The organism is Jejubacter calystegiae (assembly GCF_005671395.1).
GTDB lineage: Bacteria > Pseudomonadota > Gammaproteobacteria > Enterobacterales > Enterobacteriaceae > Jejubacter > Jejubacter calystegiae.
Window position 1 is genome coordinate 1991199 of record NZ_CP040428.1, and the last position, 16924, is coordinate 2008122.

At 57.4% G+C, this 16924-nt stretch carries 14 protein-coding genes; 13 read left to right on the forward strand and 1 reads right to left on the reverse strand.

Translation table 11 applies throughout. The annotated features are described in order from the left end of the window. The first annotated feature begins 21 nt into the window (after positions 1 to 21). From ileS to kefC, 12 genes are all read left to right on the forward strand, one after another. Positions 22 to 2838 (forward strand): isoleucine--tRNA ligase, encoded by a 2817-nt coding sequence (ileS, locus tag FEM41_RS09245; RefSeq protein WP_138095696.1) that lies wholly within the window; start codon positions 22 to 24, stop codon positions 2836 to 2838. Next, a complete protein-coding gene (gene lspA / locus FEM41_RS09250) occupies positions 2838 to 3353 on the forward strand; it encodes a signal peptidase II (RefSeq protein ID WP_138095697.1) in 516 nt (171 codons plus the stop codon). The genes ileS and lspA overlap by 1 nt, the downstream gene beginning before the upstream one ends. Further along, the gene (gene fkpB / locus FEM41_RS09255; RefSeq protein ID WP_138095698.1) at positions 3353 to 3823 is read left to right on the forward strand and encodes an FKBP-type peptidyl-prolyl cis-trans isomerase; all 471 of its coding nucleotides are present in this window, start codon (positions 3353 to 3355) and stop codon (positions 3821 to 3823) included. The genes lspA and fkpB overlap by 1 nt, the downstream gene beginning before the upstream one ends. Continuing rightward, positions 3804 to 4751, forward strand: coding sequence for a 4-hydroxy-3-methylbut-2-enyl diphosphate reductase (gene ispH / locus FEM41_RS09260; protein ID WP_138095699.1), 948 nt, complete (start codon positions 3804 to 3806; stop codon positions 4749 to 4751). The genes fkpB and ispH overlap by 20 nt, the downstream gene beginning before the upstream one ends. Positions 4752 to 4856: 105 nt before the next feature. After that, positions 4857 to 5774, forward strand: a complete 918-nt coding sequence (gene rihC / locus FEM41_RS09265; protein ID WP_138095700.1) for a ribonucleoside hydrolase RihC — start codon at positions 4857 to 4859, stop codon at positions 5772 to 5774. Between the two features lie 15 nt (positions 5775 to 5789). Then, on the forward strand, positions 5790 to 6506 hold the full coding sequence (locus FEM41_RS09270; protein WP_138095701.1) for an SDR family NAD(P)-dependent oxidoreductase: 717 nt from the start codon (positions 5790 to 5792) through the stop codon (positions 6504 to 6506). A gap of 264 nt (positions 6507 to 6770) precedes the next feature. After that, positions 6771 to 7592 (forward strand): 4-hydroxy-tetrahydrodipicolinate reductase, encoded by an 822-nt coding sequence (gene dapB / locus FEM41_RS09275; protein WP_138095702.1) that lies wholly within the window; start codon positions 6771 to 6773, stop codon positions 7590 to 7592. A 448-nt stretch (positions 7593 to 8040) separates the two neighbouring features. Then, positions 8041 to 9189: a glutamine-hydrolyzing carbamoyl-phosphate synthase small subunit gene (gene carA / locus FEM41_RS09280; protein WP_138095703.1), complete on the forward strand. Its 1149-nt coding sequence runs from the start codon at positions 8041 to 8043 to the stop codon at positions 9187 to 9189. An 18-nt stretch (positions 9190 to 9207) separates the two neighbouring features. Continuing rightward, a complete protein-coding gene (carB, locus tag FEM41_RS09285; RefSeq protein ID WP_138095704.1) occupies positions 9208 to 12432 on the forward strand; it encodes a carbamoyl-phosphate synthase large subunit in 3225 nt (1074 codons plus the stop codon). Positions 12433 to 12617: 185 nt separating this feature from the next. Beyond that, positions 12618 to 12851, forward strand: coding sequence for a YgdI/YgdR family lipoprotein (locus FEM41_RS09290; RefSeq protein WP_138095705.1), 234 nt, complete (start codon positions 12618 to 12620; stop codon positions 12849 to 12851). Between the two features lie 306 nt (positions 12852 to 13157). Beyond that, a complete protein-coding gene (gene kefF, locus FEM41_RS09295) occupies positions 13158 to 13688 on the forward strand; it encodes a glutathione-regulated potassium-efflux system oxidoreductase KefF (protein ID WP_138095706.1) in 531 nt (176 codons plus the stop codon). After that, positions 13681 to 15543, forward strand: coding sequence for a glutathione-regulated potassium-efflux system protein KefC (gene kefC, locus FEM41_RS09300; protein ID WP_138095707.1), 1863 nt, complete (start codon positions 13681 to 13683; stop codon positions 15541 to 15543). The genes kefF and kefC overlap by 8 nt, the downstream gene beginning before the upstream one ends. 32 nt (positions 15544 to 15575) lie before the next feature. Here kefC and FEM41_RS09305 read toward each other — a convergent pair whose 3' ends face one another. Further along, entirely contained in the window at positions 15576 to 16190 is a 615-nt protein-coding gene (locus tag FEM41_RS09305; RefSeq protein WP_138095708.1) for a LysE family transporter, read from the reverse strand. Positions 16191 to 16441: 251 nt separating this feature from the next. Between FEM41_RS09305 and folA the strand changes: the two genes are divergently transcribed. Then, a complete protein-coding gene (gene folA, locus FEM41_RS09310; protein ID WP_138095709.1) occupies positions 16442 to 16921 on the forward strand; it encodes a type 3 dihydrofolate reductase in 480 nt (159 codons plus the stop codon). Positions 16922 to 16924 lie beyond the last annotated feature (3 nt).

Consider the following 16924-nt stretch of genomic DNA (forward strand, 5'->3'; position numbering starts at 1 on the left):
AAATACGGAACCGAGAATCTGATGAGTGACTTTAAATCCACCCTGAATTTGCCGGAAACAGGGTTCCCGATGCGCGGCGATCTCGCTAAGCGTGAACCGGGCATGCTGGCGCGTTGGACCGATGACGATCTGTACGGCATCATCCGCAAAGCGAAAAAAGGCAAAAAAACTTTCATTCTTCATGATGGCCCTCCCTACGCGAACGGCAACATTCATATTGGTCACTCGGTTAATAAGATTCTGAAAGACATTATCGTGAAGTCCAAAGGGCTTTCCGGTTACGACTCCCCGTATGTTCCGGGTTGGGACTGCCACGGCTTGCCTATCGAACTGAAGGTTGAACAGCTGATCGGCAAACCAGGTGAGAAAGTGTCTGCCGCTGAGTTCCGTGCCGCCTGCCGCAAGTATGCCGCCGAACAGGTGGAAGGCCAGCGTAAGGACTTTATCCGCCTGGGGGTTCTGGGCGACTGGAGTCACCCCTATCTGACCATGGACTTCAAAACCGAAGCCAACATCATTCGCGCGCTGGGTAAGATCATCGGTAACGGCCATCTGCACAAAGGGGCCAAGCCGGTACACTGGTGTGTGGACTGCCGTTCGGCGCTGGCCGAAGCCGAGGTGGAGTACTACGACAAAACCTCGCCGTCTATCTACGTGGCCTTCCAGGCGACCGATGCCGCTGCGGTTACCGCGAAATTTGGCGTGAGCGAGGTAAAGGGGCCGGTTTCTCTGGTGATCTGGACCACCACGCCCTGGACGCTGCCCGCCGACCGCGCAATCTCCCTGCACCCGGAGTTTGAATATGCGCTGGTCCAGGCGGAAGGTCAGGCGATGATTCTGGCGAAAGATCTGGTAGAAAGCGTGATGCAGAGCGCTGGCATTGAAGGCTGGCAGATCCTGGGCACTGCAAAAGGTGCCGATCTGGAACTGATGCGCTTTAAGCACCCGTTCCTGGACTTCGACGTTCCGGCCATTATGGGCGACCACGTGACGCTGGATGCCGGTACTGGTGCGGTGCACACCGCAGGCGGCCACGGCCCGGACGACTACACCATCAGTCAGAAATACGGTCTGGAAATCGCCAATCCGGTTGGTCCGGACGGCTGCTTCCTGCCGGGTACTTACCCGACGCTGGATGGGCTGCAGGTCTTTAAAGCCAACGACACCATCGTTGAGCTGCTGCGCGAAAAGGGCGCGCTGCTGCACGTGGAAAAACTGCTGCACAGCTATCCGCACTGCTGGCGTCATAAAACGCCGATCATCTTCCGCGCCACGCCGCAGTGGTTTGTCAGCATGGATCAGAACGGGCTGCGCAAAAAATCCCTGGAAGAGATCAAGGGCGTTCAGTGGATCCCGGACTGGGGTCAGGCACGTATCGAATCTATGGTCGCTAACCGCCCGGACTGGTGTATCTCCCGCCAGCGTACCTGGGGCGTACCGATGTCGCTGTTCGTGCATAAAGAGACCGAAGAGCTACATCCGCGCACTCAGGAGCTGATGGAAGAGGTGGCGAAGCGCGTAGAAGTGGACGGCATTCAGGCCTGGTGGGATCTCGATCCCCGCGACATCATGGGCGATGACGCTGATAACTACGTGAAAGTGCCGGATACCCTGGACGTCTGGTTTGACTCCGGATCCACCCACGCTTCCGTGGTGGATGTGCGTCCGGAATTCGCCGGTCACGCTGCCGATATGTATCTGGAAGGCTCCGACCAGCACCGCGGTTGGTTCATGTCTTCGCTGATGATCTCGACCGCGATGAAGGGCAAAGCGCCTTATCGTCAGGTACTGACGCACGGCTTCACCGTAGATGGGCAGGGGCGCAAGATGTCCAAGTCTATCGGCAACACTGTCAGCCCGCAGGATGTGATGAACAAACTGGGCGCCGATATTCTGCGCCTGTGGGTGGCTTCCACCGATTACACCGGCGAAATGGCGGTTTCCGACGAAATTCTGAAGCGCGCAGCCGACAGCTATCGTCGTATCCGTAACACCGCTCGCTTCCTGCTGGCCAACCTGAACGGTTTCGATCCCGCGAAGGATATGGTGAAACCGGAAGAGATGGTGGTGCTGGATCGCTGGGCGGTGGGTTGTGCCCGCGCGGCTCAGGCCGATATCCTCAAAGCTTATGAAGCGTACGACTTCCATGAAGTGGTACAGCGCCTGATGCGTTTCTGTTCTATCGAGATGGGCTCTTTCTATCTGGATATCATTAAGGATCGCCAGTACACCGCGAAGGCGGACAGTGTCGCGCGTCGCAGCTGCCAGACGGCGCTTTATCATATCGTTGAAGCGCTGGTGCGCTGGATGGCGCCGATCCTTTCCTTCACGGCTGATGAGCTGTGGGGCCATCTGCCGGGAGCCCGCGATAAGTACGTGTTCACCGGTGAATGGTACGAAGGGCTGTTTACGCTTTCGGAAAACGAGCCGATGAACGACGCCTTCTGGGCCGACCTGCTGCAGGTGCGCGGCGAGGTGAACAAGGTCATTGAGCAGGCCCGTGCCGACAAGCGCGTGGGCGGTTCGCTGGAAGCGGCGGTCACGCTGTATGCTGAACCGGAACTGGCGACGAAGCTGCGTTCCCTTGGCGAAGAACTGCGATTTGTCCTGTTGACCTCCGGCGCTGAAGTCGCGGATTATGCCGCAGCGGGCGAAGAAGCCACGCAGAGCGAACTAATTAAGGGCCTGAAAGTGGGTCTGAGTAAAGCCATCGGCGAGAAGTGCCCGCGTTGCTGGCACTACACGACCGATATTGGCAAGGTGGCGGACCACGCAGAGATCTGCGGACGCTGTGTCAGCAACGTCGCCGGCGACGGTGAACAACGTAAGTTTGCCTGATGAGTAAACCATTACTTTCAACGGGACTGCGCTGGCTGTGGCTGGCGCTCCTGGTTCTGGTCGTGGATCTGGGCGTCAAACAGTGGGTAATGGATAATTTCCAGCTGTTTGAAACCCGGCCGCTGATTCCGTTTCTGAACCTGCACTACGCCCACAACCCGGGCGCGGCATTCAGCTTCCTGGCGGATAAAGGGGGCTGGCAGCGCTGGTTCTTTGCCGGCATTGCTATTGGTATTGCCGTGGTGCTGCTGGCGCTGATGTACCGCTCTGCAGCCAGCCAGAAGCTCAACAATATCGCCTATGCTTTAATTATTGGCGGGGCGTTGGGCAACCTGTTTGACCGCATGGTGCATGGCTTTGTGGTCGATATGATCGACTTCTATGTCGGCGACTGGCATTTTGCCACCTTTAATATTGCCGATATGGCGATCTGCATCGGCGCCGCACTCATCGTGCTGGAAAGTTTTATTGCTCCTTCCGATAAGAAGAAGGCGGCCAACAACAAGGGGAGCTAATGGCGGACTCTGTACAAAGCGACAGCGCAGTGCTGGTGCACTTTACGCTGAAGCTGGATGATGGCTCTACGGCGGAGTCGACCCAGGCGAACGGTAAACCGGCGCTGTTTCAGATGGGCGATGGTTCCCTTTCCGAAGGGCTGGAGCGTCATCTTCTGGGCCTGAAACCAGGGGCTAGACATGCGTTTTCGCTGCAACCGGAAGAGGCGTTTGGCGTCCCCAGTCCGGATCTGATTCAGTACTTTTCCCGGCGCGAGTTTATCGATGCCGGGGAGCCGGAAACCGGCACCATTATGCTCTTTACCGCAATGGACGGCAGCGAGATGCCTGGCGTGATTCAGGAGGTGAGCGGAGACTCCATTACCGTGGACTTCAACCACCCTCTTGCCGGGCGCACCATCCATTTTGATATCGAGGTGCTGGAAATCGATCCGGCGCTGGAGGGGCAACATGCGGATTCTGCTGGCTAATCCCCGGGGCTTCTGTGCCGGAGTCGACAGGGCTATCAGCATCGTAGAGAACGCGCTGGCGATTTACGGCGCGCCGGTGTACGTGCGTCACGAAGTGGTGCATAACCGCTACGTGGTGGATGACCTGCGCGAGCGCGGCGCTATCTTTATTGAAGAGATTAGCGAAGTGCCGGACGGCGCTATCCTTATCTTTTCGGCCCATGGCGTTTCCCAGGCGGTACGCAACGAAGCGAAGAGCCGCGATCTGACCATCTTTGATGCCACCTGCCCGCTGGTGACCAAGGTCCATATGGAAGTGGCGCGCGCCAGCCGTCGCGGTGAAGAGTCGATTTTGATCGGCCACGCCGGTCATCCGGAAGTGGAAGGCACCATGGGGCAGTACAGTAACCCGAAAGGGGGTATGTACCTGGTGGAATCACCGGATGATGTCTGGACGCTTGAGATCAAAGACGAAGGCAAGCTGTCGTTTATGACCCAGACCACGCTGTCGGTGGATGACACTTCCGAAGTGATCGATGCGCTGCGTGAGCGATTCCCGAAGATCGTCGGACCGCGTAAGGACGATATCTGCTACGCCACCACCAACCGTCAGCAGGCGGTGCGCGAACTGGCGAGTCAGGCCGATGCCGTGTTAGTGGTGGGATCGAAGAACTCCTCTAACTCTAATCGCCTGGCGGAACTGGCCAGACGCATGGGGAAACCGGCGTGGCTGATCGACGATGCCGACGACATTCAGGACGCCTGGCTGGCCGGTATTGAGTGCGTGGGCGTTACCGCTGGCGCTTCAGCGCCGGATGTGCTGGTACAGAATGTGCTGGCGCGCCTGAAAGCGCTGGGCGGCGGCGATGTGCTTGAGCTGACCGGCCGGGAAGAGAACATCTTCTTCGAAGTGCCGCGCGAGCTGCGGCTGGATGTGCACGAAGCATAATTCAGTGCTGTGATCGGGGCCGCAATCCCGGTTCATGCGCTTCATCCTCAGTATGCGAGAATGCCAGATGGATAAACCGTCTGGCATTTTTTTATGGAGAAGCCGATGAAACGCATCCCGATAATTCTCGATACCGATCCCGGCATCGATGACGCTGTCGCGCTTGCCGCCGCGCTCTTTGAGCCTCAACTGGATCTGCAACTGATCACCACCGTGTCAGGTAATGTCGGGGTGGATAAAACCACCCGTAATGCGCTGCAGTTGACCCATTTCTGGCAGGCGGATGTACCGGTGGCTCGCGGAGCGGCAACGCCGCTGGCGCGCCCGGCGCGTGATGCCGCCGGGGTACATGGCGTATCGGGTATGGAGGGCTACGACTTTGTGGCGCACGATCGCACGCCGCTGGCTGTACCGGCCTTTCAGGCCATCCATGACTGCCTGATGGCAAGCCCGCAGCCGATGACGCTGGTGGCCATCGGGCCGCTGACCAATATCGCGCTGCTGCTGACCCAGTATCCGGACATCCTGACCAAAATTCACCGTCTGGTCATCATGGGCGGTTCTGCGGGTCGCGGTAACTTTACGCCCAACGCTGAATTTAACATTGCCGTCGATCCCGAAGCGGCCGCCAGGGTCTTTGCCAGCGGTCTGGATATTGTGATGTGCGGACTGGATGTCACCAACCAGGCGATACTGGCGCCGGATTTTCTGGCTCAGCTACCGACAATGAATCGTACCGGCGCCATGCTGCATGCCATCTTTAGCCACTACCGTAGCGGCAGTATGTCCACCGGATTACGCATGCACGATCTGTGTGCCATCGCCGCGCTGGTACAACCGCAGTTGTTTGACCTGCGTGATTGCTTTGTGGCGGTGGAGACTCGTGGCGAATGGACTGCGGGTACCACGGTAGTGGATATTGAAGGGCGACTGGGACAATCCGCTAATGCCCGGGTGGTGCTGGGGCTGGATGTAGACGGTTTTCGGAAGTGGGTGGCGGAGCTACTGGCGCGGGCGCCATGACTCGAGGAGGAAGCTATGACAGAATTTAACGGTAAAATTGCGGTAGTCACCGGCGGCGCAGCCGGTATCGGTAAAACCCTGGTGCAGGCCTTTGAACAGGCGGGCGCCACGGTATGCAGTATCGACAGGCAGCCGGGATGCACCTTTACCGGCGATCTGGCCAGTGAGTCCGATCTGAACCACTTCGCCGATGAGGTGATCGCCCGTCATGGCGCGGTGGATTTCCTGATTAATAACGCCATGTTTATGAATGGCGGTATCGAAAACCTGAGCTGGCAGCAGTTTAACGAGGCGTTGAAGGTGGGAGTCAGCTCCCCTTTCTGGCTTAGCAAACGCTTTGCGCCCTGTTTTCGGCCGGGTGCTGCCATTATCAATATCTCCTCGTCCCGCGACAGAATGAGCCAGGCCAACACGGAAAGCTATACCGCTGCTAAAGGGGGGATATCGGCGCTGACTCACGCGCTGGCGGTAAGTCTGGCGGGTAAGGTACGGGTGAATGCCATTTCGCCGGGCTGGATCGATACCGATTTTACCGACTATCAGGGGCCGGATGCCGCTCAGCATCCGGCAGGCCGGGTCGGTAACCCGCTGGATATCGCCCATATGGTTCTGTTTCTGTGTAGCGATAAGGCCGGATTTATCACCGGCGAAAATATCTGTATCGATGGCGGTATGACGCGCCAGATGATCTACCACGGTGAGGGCGGCTGGCAGTTTATGCCTCAGCCGTAATCAGGGATCTTCGCGTTAAGGGGTACCCACGTTAACCATCCTGGAGAGGTTGGATGTGTGCGAATGACAGGCGTTAAACTAAAGAAAGGACAACTGGTTGTTAGCTATGAACTCTCATTGTAGCGGTAATGCCTTTTACTGATACTGACACCGTTTTGTCATAAATTTCTAATTATCGAGGTTTTCGGCTGGCGGCCCGGGCGTGGGCTGGCTAATCTGAGAGCGTTTTATTCGACAGTCCATTATTAAGAGTACAAGACAGATATGCATGATGCACAGGTTCGCGTCGCAATAGCCGGCGCCGGGGGACGAATGGGCCGCCAGTTGATTCAGGCGGCGATGCAGGCAGAAGGGGTTACGCTTGGGGCGGCGCTGGAGCGTTCTGGCTCAACGCTTGCAGGAAGCGATGCCGGTGAGCTGGCGGGAGTAGGGCGCTGTGGAGTGACCGTTGCCACCGCTCTGGATGATGTGGTCAATGACTTCGATGTGCTGATCGATTTTACCCGCCCGGAAGGAACGCTGAACCATCTGGCCTTTTGCCGCCAGCACGCTAAAGGCATCGTGATTGGCACGACCGGCTTTGATGATGCCGGAAAGCAGGCCATCCAGGAAGCGGCCAGCACGATACCGGTGGTTTTCGCCGCTAACTTTAGCGTGGGGGTGAATGTGTTGCTGAAGCTGCTGGAAAAAGCCGCAAAGGTGATGGGGAATCACACCGACATTGAAATTATCGAAGCCCACCACCGCCATAAAGTGGATGCTCCGTCTGGTACCGCGCTGGCGATGGGGGAAACTATTGCCGAAGCGCTGGGTAAGGATCTGAAGCAGTGCGCGGTCTGGTCTCGCGAAGGCCATACCGGCGAGCGGGAACCTGGCACTATCGGTTTCGCCACGGTTCGCGCAGGCGATATTGTTGGTGAGCATACGGCGATGTTTGCGGATATTGGTGAGCGTATTGAGATAACTCACAAGGCTTCCAGCCGTATGACATTCGCAAATGGCGCTGTTCGTTCTGCTTTATGGTTAATGACGAAAAAAACTGGCCTTTACGATATGCGTGATGTGCTGGATCTCAATGAGTTGTAATCCGTGTGATGTGGTAATTGCAATCATAACGTGTTGATTGTCAGGGTGATATATTGTCACCCTTTTTATTTATTGAGTTTGGTGTGTTTTTTATCTTAGATGATTAAAAATAATGTCTTTATGCGCTAGTATCTCCTCTGTAAGTAAATTTTGACCATTTGGTCCACTTCGTTTAGCTGTGATAGAATGCTTCTTTACTTTTCTTCGCCTTAAAGGCCCGTTTTTGGCCTGGTTTTTTGCTTTTTTTGGTTGTTACTCTCCAATTTTCTCATCAGTGACTCAAAATAATAATAAAAGATGGCCTTAAGGCTGGACTTTCCCCCTGCCTCTCTCTAGAATGCCGCCGTTTGTCAAAAATTCGCCGTGTCGTGCGGTAATTGCATTGATTCTCCCCCTGGGGATGAATTACTATGCAATAAAAGTGACTGTTTATTCCCTGGAGGACGTTTTGATTAAGTCAGCGCTGTTGGTTCTGGAAGACGGAACCCAATTCCACGGTCGGGCCATTGGGGCATTGGGATCGGCCGTGGGAGAGGTCGTTTTCAATACTTCAATGACCGGTTATCAAGAAATCCTCACCGATCCTTCCTATTCTCGCCAGATTGTCACTCTTACTTATCCCCATATCGGTAATGTCGGTACCAACCTGGCCGATGAAGAGTCTTCCCGGGTGCATGCTCAGGGGCTGGTTATTCGCGATCTGCCGATTATCGCCAGCAACTTCCGCAGCCAGGAAGATCTCTCCAGCTATCTGAAGCGCCACAACATTGTGGCCATTGCCGATATCGATACCCGTAAGCTGACGCGGCTGCTAAGCGAGAAGGGCGCCCAGAACGGTTGTATTATTGCCGGTGATAATCCCGATGCCGCCAGCGCGCTGGCGCAGGCACGGGCTTTCCCGGGTCTTAAGGGAATGGACCTGGCGAAAGAAGTCACCTGCGATGCCATCAGCCACTGGCGCCAGGGTAGCTGGACGCTACAGGGCGACCTGCCTGAAGAGCAAAATGAAGAGGCGCTGCCTTACCACGTGGTGGCCTATGACTACGGCGCCAAGCGCAACATCTTGCGCATGCTGGTGGACCGCGGTTGCCGACTGACAGTCGTGCCTGCTCAGACGTCGGCGGAAGAGGTGCTGAAGATGAACCCGGACGGCATCTTCCTTTCCAACGGCCCTGGCGATCCGGAGCCCTGCGACTACGCTATCGACGCCATTACCCGTTTCCTGGAAACCGATATTCCGGTGTTCGGCATCTGTCTGGGTCACCAGTTGCTGGCCCTGGCCAGCGGCGCCCGCACCCTGAAGATGAAATTTGGTCACCACGGTGGTAACCACCCGGTGAAGGACCTGGACAGGGATTGCGTCATGATCACCGCACAGAACCACGGTTTCGCGGTTGATGAAAGCACCCTGCCTGCTCATCTTCGCGCGACTCACCGTTCGCTGTTTGACGGCACCCTGCAGGGCATTCACCGCACCGACAAGCCCGCGTTCAGCTTCCAGGGACACCCTGAAGCGAGCCCCGGCCCGCACGATGCCGCCCCGCTGTTCGACCACTTTATTGAGCTTATTGAGCAACATCGCCACAGCGCGAAATAATCAGGAGCAAGAAAAGCCATGCCAAAACGTACCGATATTAAAAGCATCCTGATTCTTGGCGCCGGCCCGATTGTTATCGGCCAGGCGTGTGAATTCGACTACTCCGGCGCTCAGGCCTGTAAGGCGCTGCGTGAAGAGGGCTACCGGGTCATTCTGGTGAACTCCAACCCGGCCACCATCATGACCGACCCGGATATGGCGGATGCCACCTACATCGAGCCGATCCATTGGGAAGTGGTGCGCAAAATCATCGAAAAAGAGCGTCCGGATGCGGTTCTGCCCACTATGGGCGGTCAGACCGCCCTTAACTGCGCGCTGGAACTGGAGCGCCAGGGGGTGCTGGAAGAGTTCGGTGTCGCGATGATCGGCGCCACTGCGGATGCCATCGATAAGGCGGAAGATCGTCGCCGCTTTGATGTCGCGATGAAGAAAATCGGCCTTGAAACTGCCCGCTCCGGCATTGCGCATACCATGGAAGAAGCGCTGACCGTCGCTGACGATGTCGGATTCCCCTGTATTATCCGCCCCTCCTTTACCATGGGCGGTACCGGTGGCGGTATCGCATATAACCGCGAAGAGTTTGAAGAGATTTGCGAGCGCGGTCTGGATCTCTCCCCGACCAATGAGCTGCTGATTGACGAGTCGCTGATTGGCTGGAAAGAGTATGAGATGGAGGTGGTGCGAGACCGCAACGACAACTGCATCATCGTCTGCTCAATTGAAAACTTCGATGCGATGGGGATTCACACCGGTGACTCCATCACCGTGGCTCCGGCTCAGACGCTGACCGACAAAGAGTACCAGATCATGCGTAACGCCTCGATGGCGGTACTGCGTGAGATCGGCGTGGAAACCGGCGGCTCCAACGTTCAGTTTGCGGTGAACCCGAAAACGGGTCGCCTGATCGTGATTGAAATGAACCCGCGCGTATCGCGCTCGTCGGCGCTGGCTTCGAAAGCTACCGGCTTCCCGATTGCTAAAGTGGCGGCCAAGCTGGCGGTGGGTTACACCCTGGATGAACTGATGAACGACATTACCGGCGGTCGTACCCCGGCGTCGTTCGAGCCTTCCATCGACTATGTCGTCACCAAGATCCCGCGCTTCAACTTCGAGAAATTTGCGGGTTCCAACGACCGCCTGACCACTCAGATGAAGTCAGTGGGTGAAGTGATGGCGATTGGTCGCACTCAGCAGGAGTCGCTGCAGAAAGCGCTGCGCGGTCTGGAAGTGGGCGCCACCGGCTTTGACCCGAAAGTCAGCCTGGACGACCCGGAAGCGCTGACCAAAATCCGCCGCGAACTGAAGGATGCCGGTGCCGAGCGTATCTGGTACATCGCCGATGCTTTCCGCGCCGGACTCTCTGTGGATGGCGTCTTCAACCTGACCAACATCGACCGCTGGTTCCTGGTGCAGATTGAAGAGCTGGTGCGCCTGGAAGAGCAGGTGGCGGAAGTCGGCATTACCGGTCTGAACCCCACCTTCCTGCGCCAGTTGAAGCGCAAGGGCTTCTCCGATGCGCGACTGGCTGCGCTTTCTGGCGTGCGTGAGGGAGAAATCCGTAAACTGCGCGAGAAGTCGGGCCTGCATCCTGTCTATAAGCGCGTGGATACCTGCGCCGCCGAGTTCGCGACCGATACTGCCTACATGTACTCCACCTGGGAAGAGGAGTGTGAATCGCGCCCCAACCCGCAGCGTGACAAGATTATGGTGCTGGGCGGTGGTCCGAACCGCATCGGTCAGGGTATCGAATTTGACTACTGCTGCGTGCACGCCGCGCTGGCGCTGCGCGAAGATGGTTATGAAACCATTATGGTGAACTGTAACCCGGAGACGGTTTCCACCGACTATGACACTTCTGACCGCCTCTACTTCGAGCCGGTAACGCTGGAAGACGTACTGGAAATCGTCCGCATCGAGCAGCCGAAAGGGGTTATCGTGCAGTATGGCGGCCAGACGCCGCTGAAACTGGCCCGCGATCTGGAAGCCGCCGGCGTTCCGATTATCGGCACCAGCCCGGACGCCATCGACCGTGCGGAAGACCGTGAGCGCTTCCAGCAGGCGGTGGAGAGGCTGAAGCTGAAGCAGCCGGCTAACGCTACCGTAACCACCATCGAACAGGCGGTCGAGAAGGCGAAAGAGATTGGCTACCCGCTGGTGGTCCGCCCCTCTTACGTGCTGGGCGGCCGTGCCATGGAAATCGTCTACGACGAAACCGACCTCAAGCGCTACTTTAAAACGGCGGTCAGCGTTTCCAACGATGCGCCGGTCTTGCTGGACCGCTTCCTGGACGACGCGGTTGAAGTAGACGTCGATGCCATCTGCGACGGCGACACGGTGCTGATTGGCGGCATTATGGAGCATATCGAACAGGCTGGCGTGCATTCCGGCGACTCCGCCTGCTCGCTTCCGGCCTACACCCTGAGTCAGGAGATTCAGGATGTGATGCGCGACCAGGTGCGTAAACTGGCCTTCGAACTGCAGGTGCGCGGTCTGATGAACGTCCAGTTTGCAGTGAAGGACAACGAAGTTTATCTGATTGAGGTGAACCCGCGTGCGGCGCGTACCGTGCCTTTCGTCTCCAAGGCAACCGGTGTTCAGTTGGCCAAGGTGGCAGCGCGCGTCATGGCTGGCCAGAGTCTGGTAAGCCAGGGCCACACCGAAGAGGTGATCCCGCCGTACTACTCGGTGAAAGAGGTGGTGCTGCCGTTCAACAAATTCCCGGGCGTCGACCCGCTGCTGGGGCCGGAAATGCGCTCTACCGGTGAGGTCATGGGGGTTGGCCGCTCTTTTGCCGAAGCGTTCGCTAAAGCGATGCTGGGCAGCCAGAGCAAGATGCAGAAAGGGGGCCGCGCCCTGCTTTCGGTACGCGAAGGCGATAAAGAGCGGGTGGTGGATCTGGCGGCCAGACTGATTAAGCACGGCTTTGAGCTGGATGCCACTCACGGCACCGCCATTGTGCTGGGCGAAGCGGGTATCAACCCGCGCCTGGTTAACAAGGTGCACGAAGGTCGCCCGCATATCCAGGACCGCATCAAGAACGGCGAGTACAGCTACATCATCAACACCACGGCGGGACGCCAGGCGATTGAAGATTCCCGGGTCATTCGCCGCAGCGCATTGCAGTACAAGGTGCATTACGACACCACCCTGAACGGCGGTTTCGCTACCTCGATGTCGCTGAATGCTGATGCCACCGAGCAGGTTATTTCGGTGCAGGAGATGCACGCGCAGATCGCGAAATAATCGCGCCGCAACAGGTTATCATCCTGACGGCCTCCGCCCTGGCGGGGGCCGTTTTTTATTGATTTACCGGGGAAACTTTTCTTAAGAGTCCTCTGCTTTTCGCGCCCGGCCCCTGTCGGAAGATGATGATTTGGCTATAGTGTAAGGACGGAAGAGAAAAACGATCACATTGTCAGGAGAAAACTATGCGTACCAAACTCCTTGTTACCTCTACGCTTGCTGCAGTGGCCCTGCTCTTTGTAAGCGGATGCTCGTCGAATCAGTCCATCAAGACGACCGACGGTAAAACCATCGTCACCGACGGCAAGCCGCAGGTGGATGATGATACCGGTCTGGTTTCTTACAAAAATGCCGAAAGCGGCAGAACCGAACAGATTAATCGCGACCAGGTTCAGTCTATGAACGAACTGGACAACTAAGACCTTCACGGTCCGGGGTGGCGGCTCTGAACGCGCTTCAGAGTTACGGGTACAGCGAGCGCGGGGCTCCTGTACCCGATCTTCTTCTTTCTCTGGTTTCCTTCTTTCCCCATACCGACTCCGATTTTTCAGGATTTTCTCGCTTCCCTCTGTCAGGCTAAGAATTAACTGACTACACTCACTGTGGATGTTTCCCGCCAGGGATCCTCTGGCTGCAAACGGACGGCGACACGCTTCCTCATTCCATTCTTACGCAGCCTCCCTGTGCGCTAAACGAATAAGACAATAACAAGGCAGTGGATGTTTATGATTCTGATTATTTATGCACATCCTTATCCTGAGCACTCCCATGCTAATCGCAGCATGCTGGAGCAGGTACGGGATTTAGCAGGGGTGGAAATTCGCACGCTTTATCATCTATACCCCGACTTTAATATCGATATCGGGGCCGAGCAGGCGGCGCTGGCGAAGGCTGATTTAATTATCTGGCAGCACCCCATGCAGTGGTACAGCATCCCGCCATTGATGAAGCTGTGGATCGACAAAGTGCTGTCTCACGGCTGGGCCTATGGGGAAGGGGGTAAGGCGCTCCATGGCAAGAGCCTGATGTGGGCAGTGACCACCGGGGGGAGCGAGCACCACTTTGGCCTGGGCGACCATCCCGGTTTTGACGTTCTGGCGCAGCCGCTACAGGCGACCGCGCTCTATTGTGGCCTGAACTGGTTACGACCGTTTTCACTGCACGACGCCTTTATTTGTGAAGACGAGATCATGAAGATGCACGCTTCGCGCTATCGACAGCGCCTTCTGGACTGGCAGGAGGTGGATAATGGATAGCCATAGCATGATACAGGCGCTGATCTATCTTGGCTCCGCCGCACTGATTGTGCCCGTTGCGGTGCGTCTGGGATTAGGCTCCGTGCTCGGCTACCTGATTGCCGGTTGTATTATCGGGCCCTGGGGGCTACGGCTGGTGACCGATGCCGAAACCATCCTGCACTTTGCCGAGATTGGCGTGGTGTTGATGCTGTTCGTCATCGGTCTGGAGCTGGATCCGCAGCGTCTGTGGCGACTACGCGCCTCGGTGTTTGGCGGCGGATTCCTGCAAATGGCGGCCTGCGGCCTGGCGTTAGGCGGATTCTGCGTGGCGCTGGGGCTGCGCTGGCAGGTGGCGGCACTGGTTGGCCTGACCCTGGCGCTCTCTTCCACCGCTATTGCTATGCAGGCGATGAATGAACGTAACCTGACGGTGAGTCCGATGGGGCGTAGCGCCTTCGCGCTGCTGCTGTTCCAGGATATTGCAGCGATTCCGCTGGTGGCGATGATTCCGCTGCTGGCCAGCAGCGGCGCTGCCACTACGCTTGGGGCTTTTACCCTGTCGGCGCTGAAGGTGGTGGGGGCGCTGGCGCTGGTGATACTGCTGGGCCGCTACGTCACCCGCCCGCTGCTGCGCTTTGTGGCGCGATCCGGTCTGCGCGAAGTGTTCAGCGCCGTGGCGCTGTTTCTGGTTTTCGGCTTCGGCCTGCTACTGGAAGAGGCGGGGCTGTCAATGGCGATGGGGGCTTTCCTGGCCGGGGTACTGCTGGCCAGCTCTGAATACCGCCATGCGCTGGAAAGCGATATTGAACCCTTTAAGGGACTACTACTGGGGCTGTTTTTTATCGGCGTCGGCATGTCCATCGACTTTGGTACCTTGATCGATAACCCCCTGCGGGTGGTAGTGCTGCTGGTGGGCTTTCAGGTGATTAAGGGGTTGGTGCTCTGGGTTATCGGTTGGCCGCTGAAGGTGCCGCGTCGTCAGTGGCGCACCTTTGCGGCGCTGTTGGGGCAGGGGAGTGAGTTCGCCTTCGTGGTCTTTGGCGCGGCGCATATGGCGCAGGTGCTGGACGACGGCTGGGCGAAATCCCTGACCCTGGCGGTAGCGCTGTCGATGGCGATTACGCCACTGCTGCTGGTGCTACTGGCGAAGCTGGAGAAGAGCGGCGCTCAACAGCAGGGGGAAGCCGATGATATCGACGAAGAGCAGCCCCGGGTGATCATCGCCGGATTTGGCCGTTTTGGTCAGATAGCCGGGCGTTTGCTGTTTACCAGCGGCGTGAAGATGGTGGTGCTGGATCACGATCCGGATCATATCGAAACCCTGCGTAAGTTTGGGATGAAGGTCTTTTACGGCGATGCCACGCGTCTTGATTTGCTGGAGTCTGCCGGTGCCGAAAAAGCCGAGGTGTTGATTAACGCCATTGACGATCCTCAGGTCAATATGCAGCTGACGGAGCTTGCCAGGGAGCACTTTCCTCAGCTGAAAATTGTCGCCAGGGCGCGCGATGTGGACCACTACATTCGTCTGCGTCAGGTCGGTATTGACCAGCCGGAACGTGAAACCTTTGAAGGGGCGCTGCGGGCTGGCCGTATGGCGCTGGAGCAACTGGGCCTTGGCGGCTATGAGGCCAGGGAGAGGGCGGACCACTTTCGGCGCTTTAATCTGCGGATGGTGGAAGAACTGGTCAACGGTGAGAGCGATACCGCTAGCCGTGCCGCGGTTTACAAGCGTTCAAGTGCGATGCTGACCGACATCATCAATCAGGATCGCAGCCATCTTAATACCGGGCAGCGCCTGGGCTGGCAGGGAACGGAAGAGGGCGTCCACAGCGGCTCGCTGGCGGATGAACCCGCAGTGAAGCCCGAAGCATAGCGCGTGTCCCTCTTCTTCAAAGGAGAGGGACATTAACTTAAGGCGACTTTAATGCCCAGAGCCAGCAGTACGCCACCCAGCAGTCGGTCGACAATCTTTTGCGCCCTGGCCAGCCCCTTACGCACGGGTTCGCTCTGAATCAGCAATACCAGCAGCGGCCACCAGATAACCGATAGCCCGACGATGACCCCGGCATACCACAGCTTCTCCCCGAGACCGGAATTCACGCTCAACACCTGGGTGAACATCGCAAGGAAAAAGAGCGTGGCCTTAGGGTTAAGCAGATTGCATAAATAGCCCTGGAGAAACGCCTTTTTCAGCGTGGTCTGCCGGGCGCCATACTGGCTGACGTCCATCTTACTGCCGCCCCGGGAGAAGAGGGCATGCAGACCCACCCAGACCAGATAAGCCGCTCCGGCGTATTTCAGCAGGCCGAACAGCCAGGGCGTAGTGGTTATTACCACTGCCAGCCCGGCGACACAGTAGCTCATATGGGTTGCCACGCCGCAGATCACACCGGCGCAGGTCATCAGCGCTGCCGGGCGCGTATAGCGGGCCGCGTTTTTAATCACCAGGAAGAAGTCCGGCCCGGGAGAGAGCATTCCCAGGGTAGCGATGGTGGCAATAAGCAGGGTAGTTTCCAGCATGTTCTGACTCTTTCAGGGACCCAAATCCTGCACTATACCCTGCCCTTTACGCATGTGCAGGCAGATTTACACCGATGACGACGGGTTTTATCAACGGTGTGCAGCGACAGCCAGCGCGGGTTTGCCAGAATGCATGGCTGGCCGGGTGTGATGCAACAGAGATTTTCTACAGCAGCGGGTGCTGCATCCGTCGACGAAACCCGCCGCTTTCCGTATAGTGGCGACAATTTTTTGACCCGGGGATTTTAACAATGATCAGTCTGATTGCCGCTCTGGCGGCCGACCGCGTAATTGGTATGGAAAACGCCATGCCGTGGAGTTTGCCGGCCGACCTGGCCTGGTTTAAGCGTAATACGCTGGATAAGCCCGTGGTAATGGGGCGCAGGACGTGGGAATCTATTGGTCGCCCGCTGCCAGGACGCCTGAATATTGTGATTAGCCGTAACCCCGGAGATGACGCTCGCGTCACCTGGGTGAGCACGCCGGAAGAGGCGATTGCCGCCTGCGGTGAGGCGCCGGAAATCATGGTGATCGGCGGCGGTAAGATCTACCAGCACTTTCTGCCTCAGGCTCAGCGCCTCTACCTGACCCATATCGATGCCGAAGTGGAAGGGGATACCCATTTTCCGGAATACGAGCCGGACGAGTGGCAGTCGGTATTCAGTGAGTTTCACGATGCTGATGAGAGCAATTCTCACAGCTACTGCTTTGAGGTGCTGGAACGCCGTTAAGGC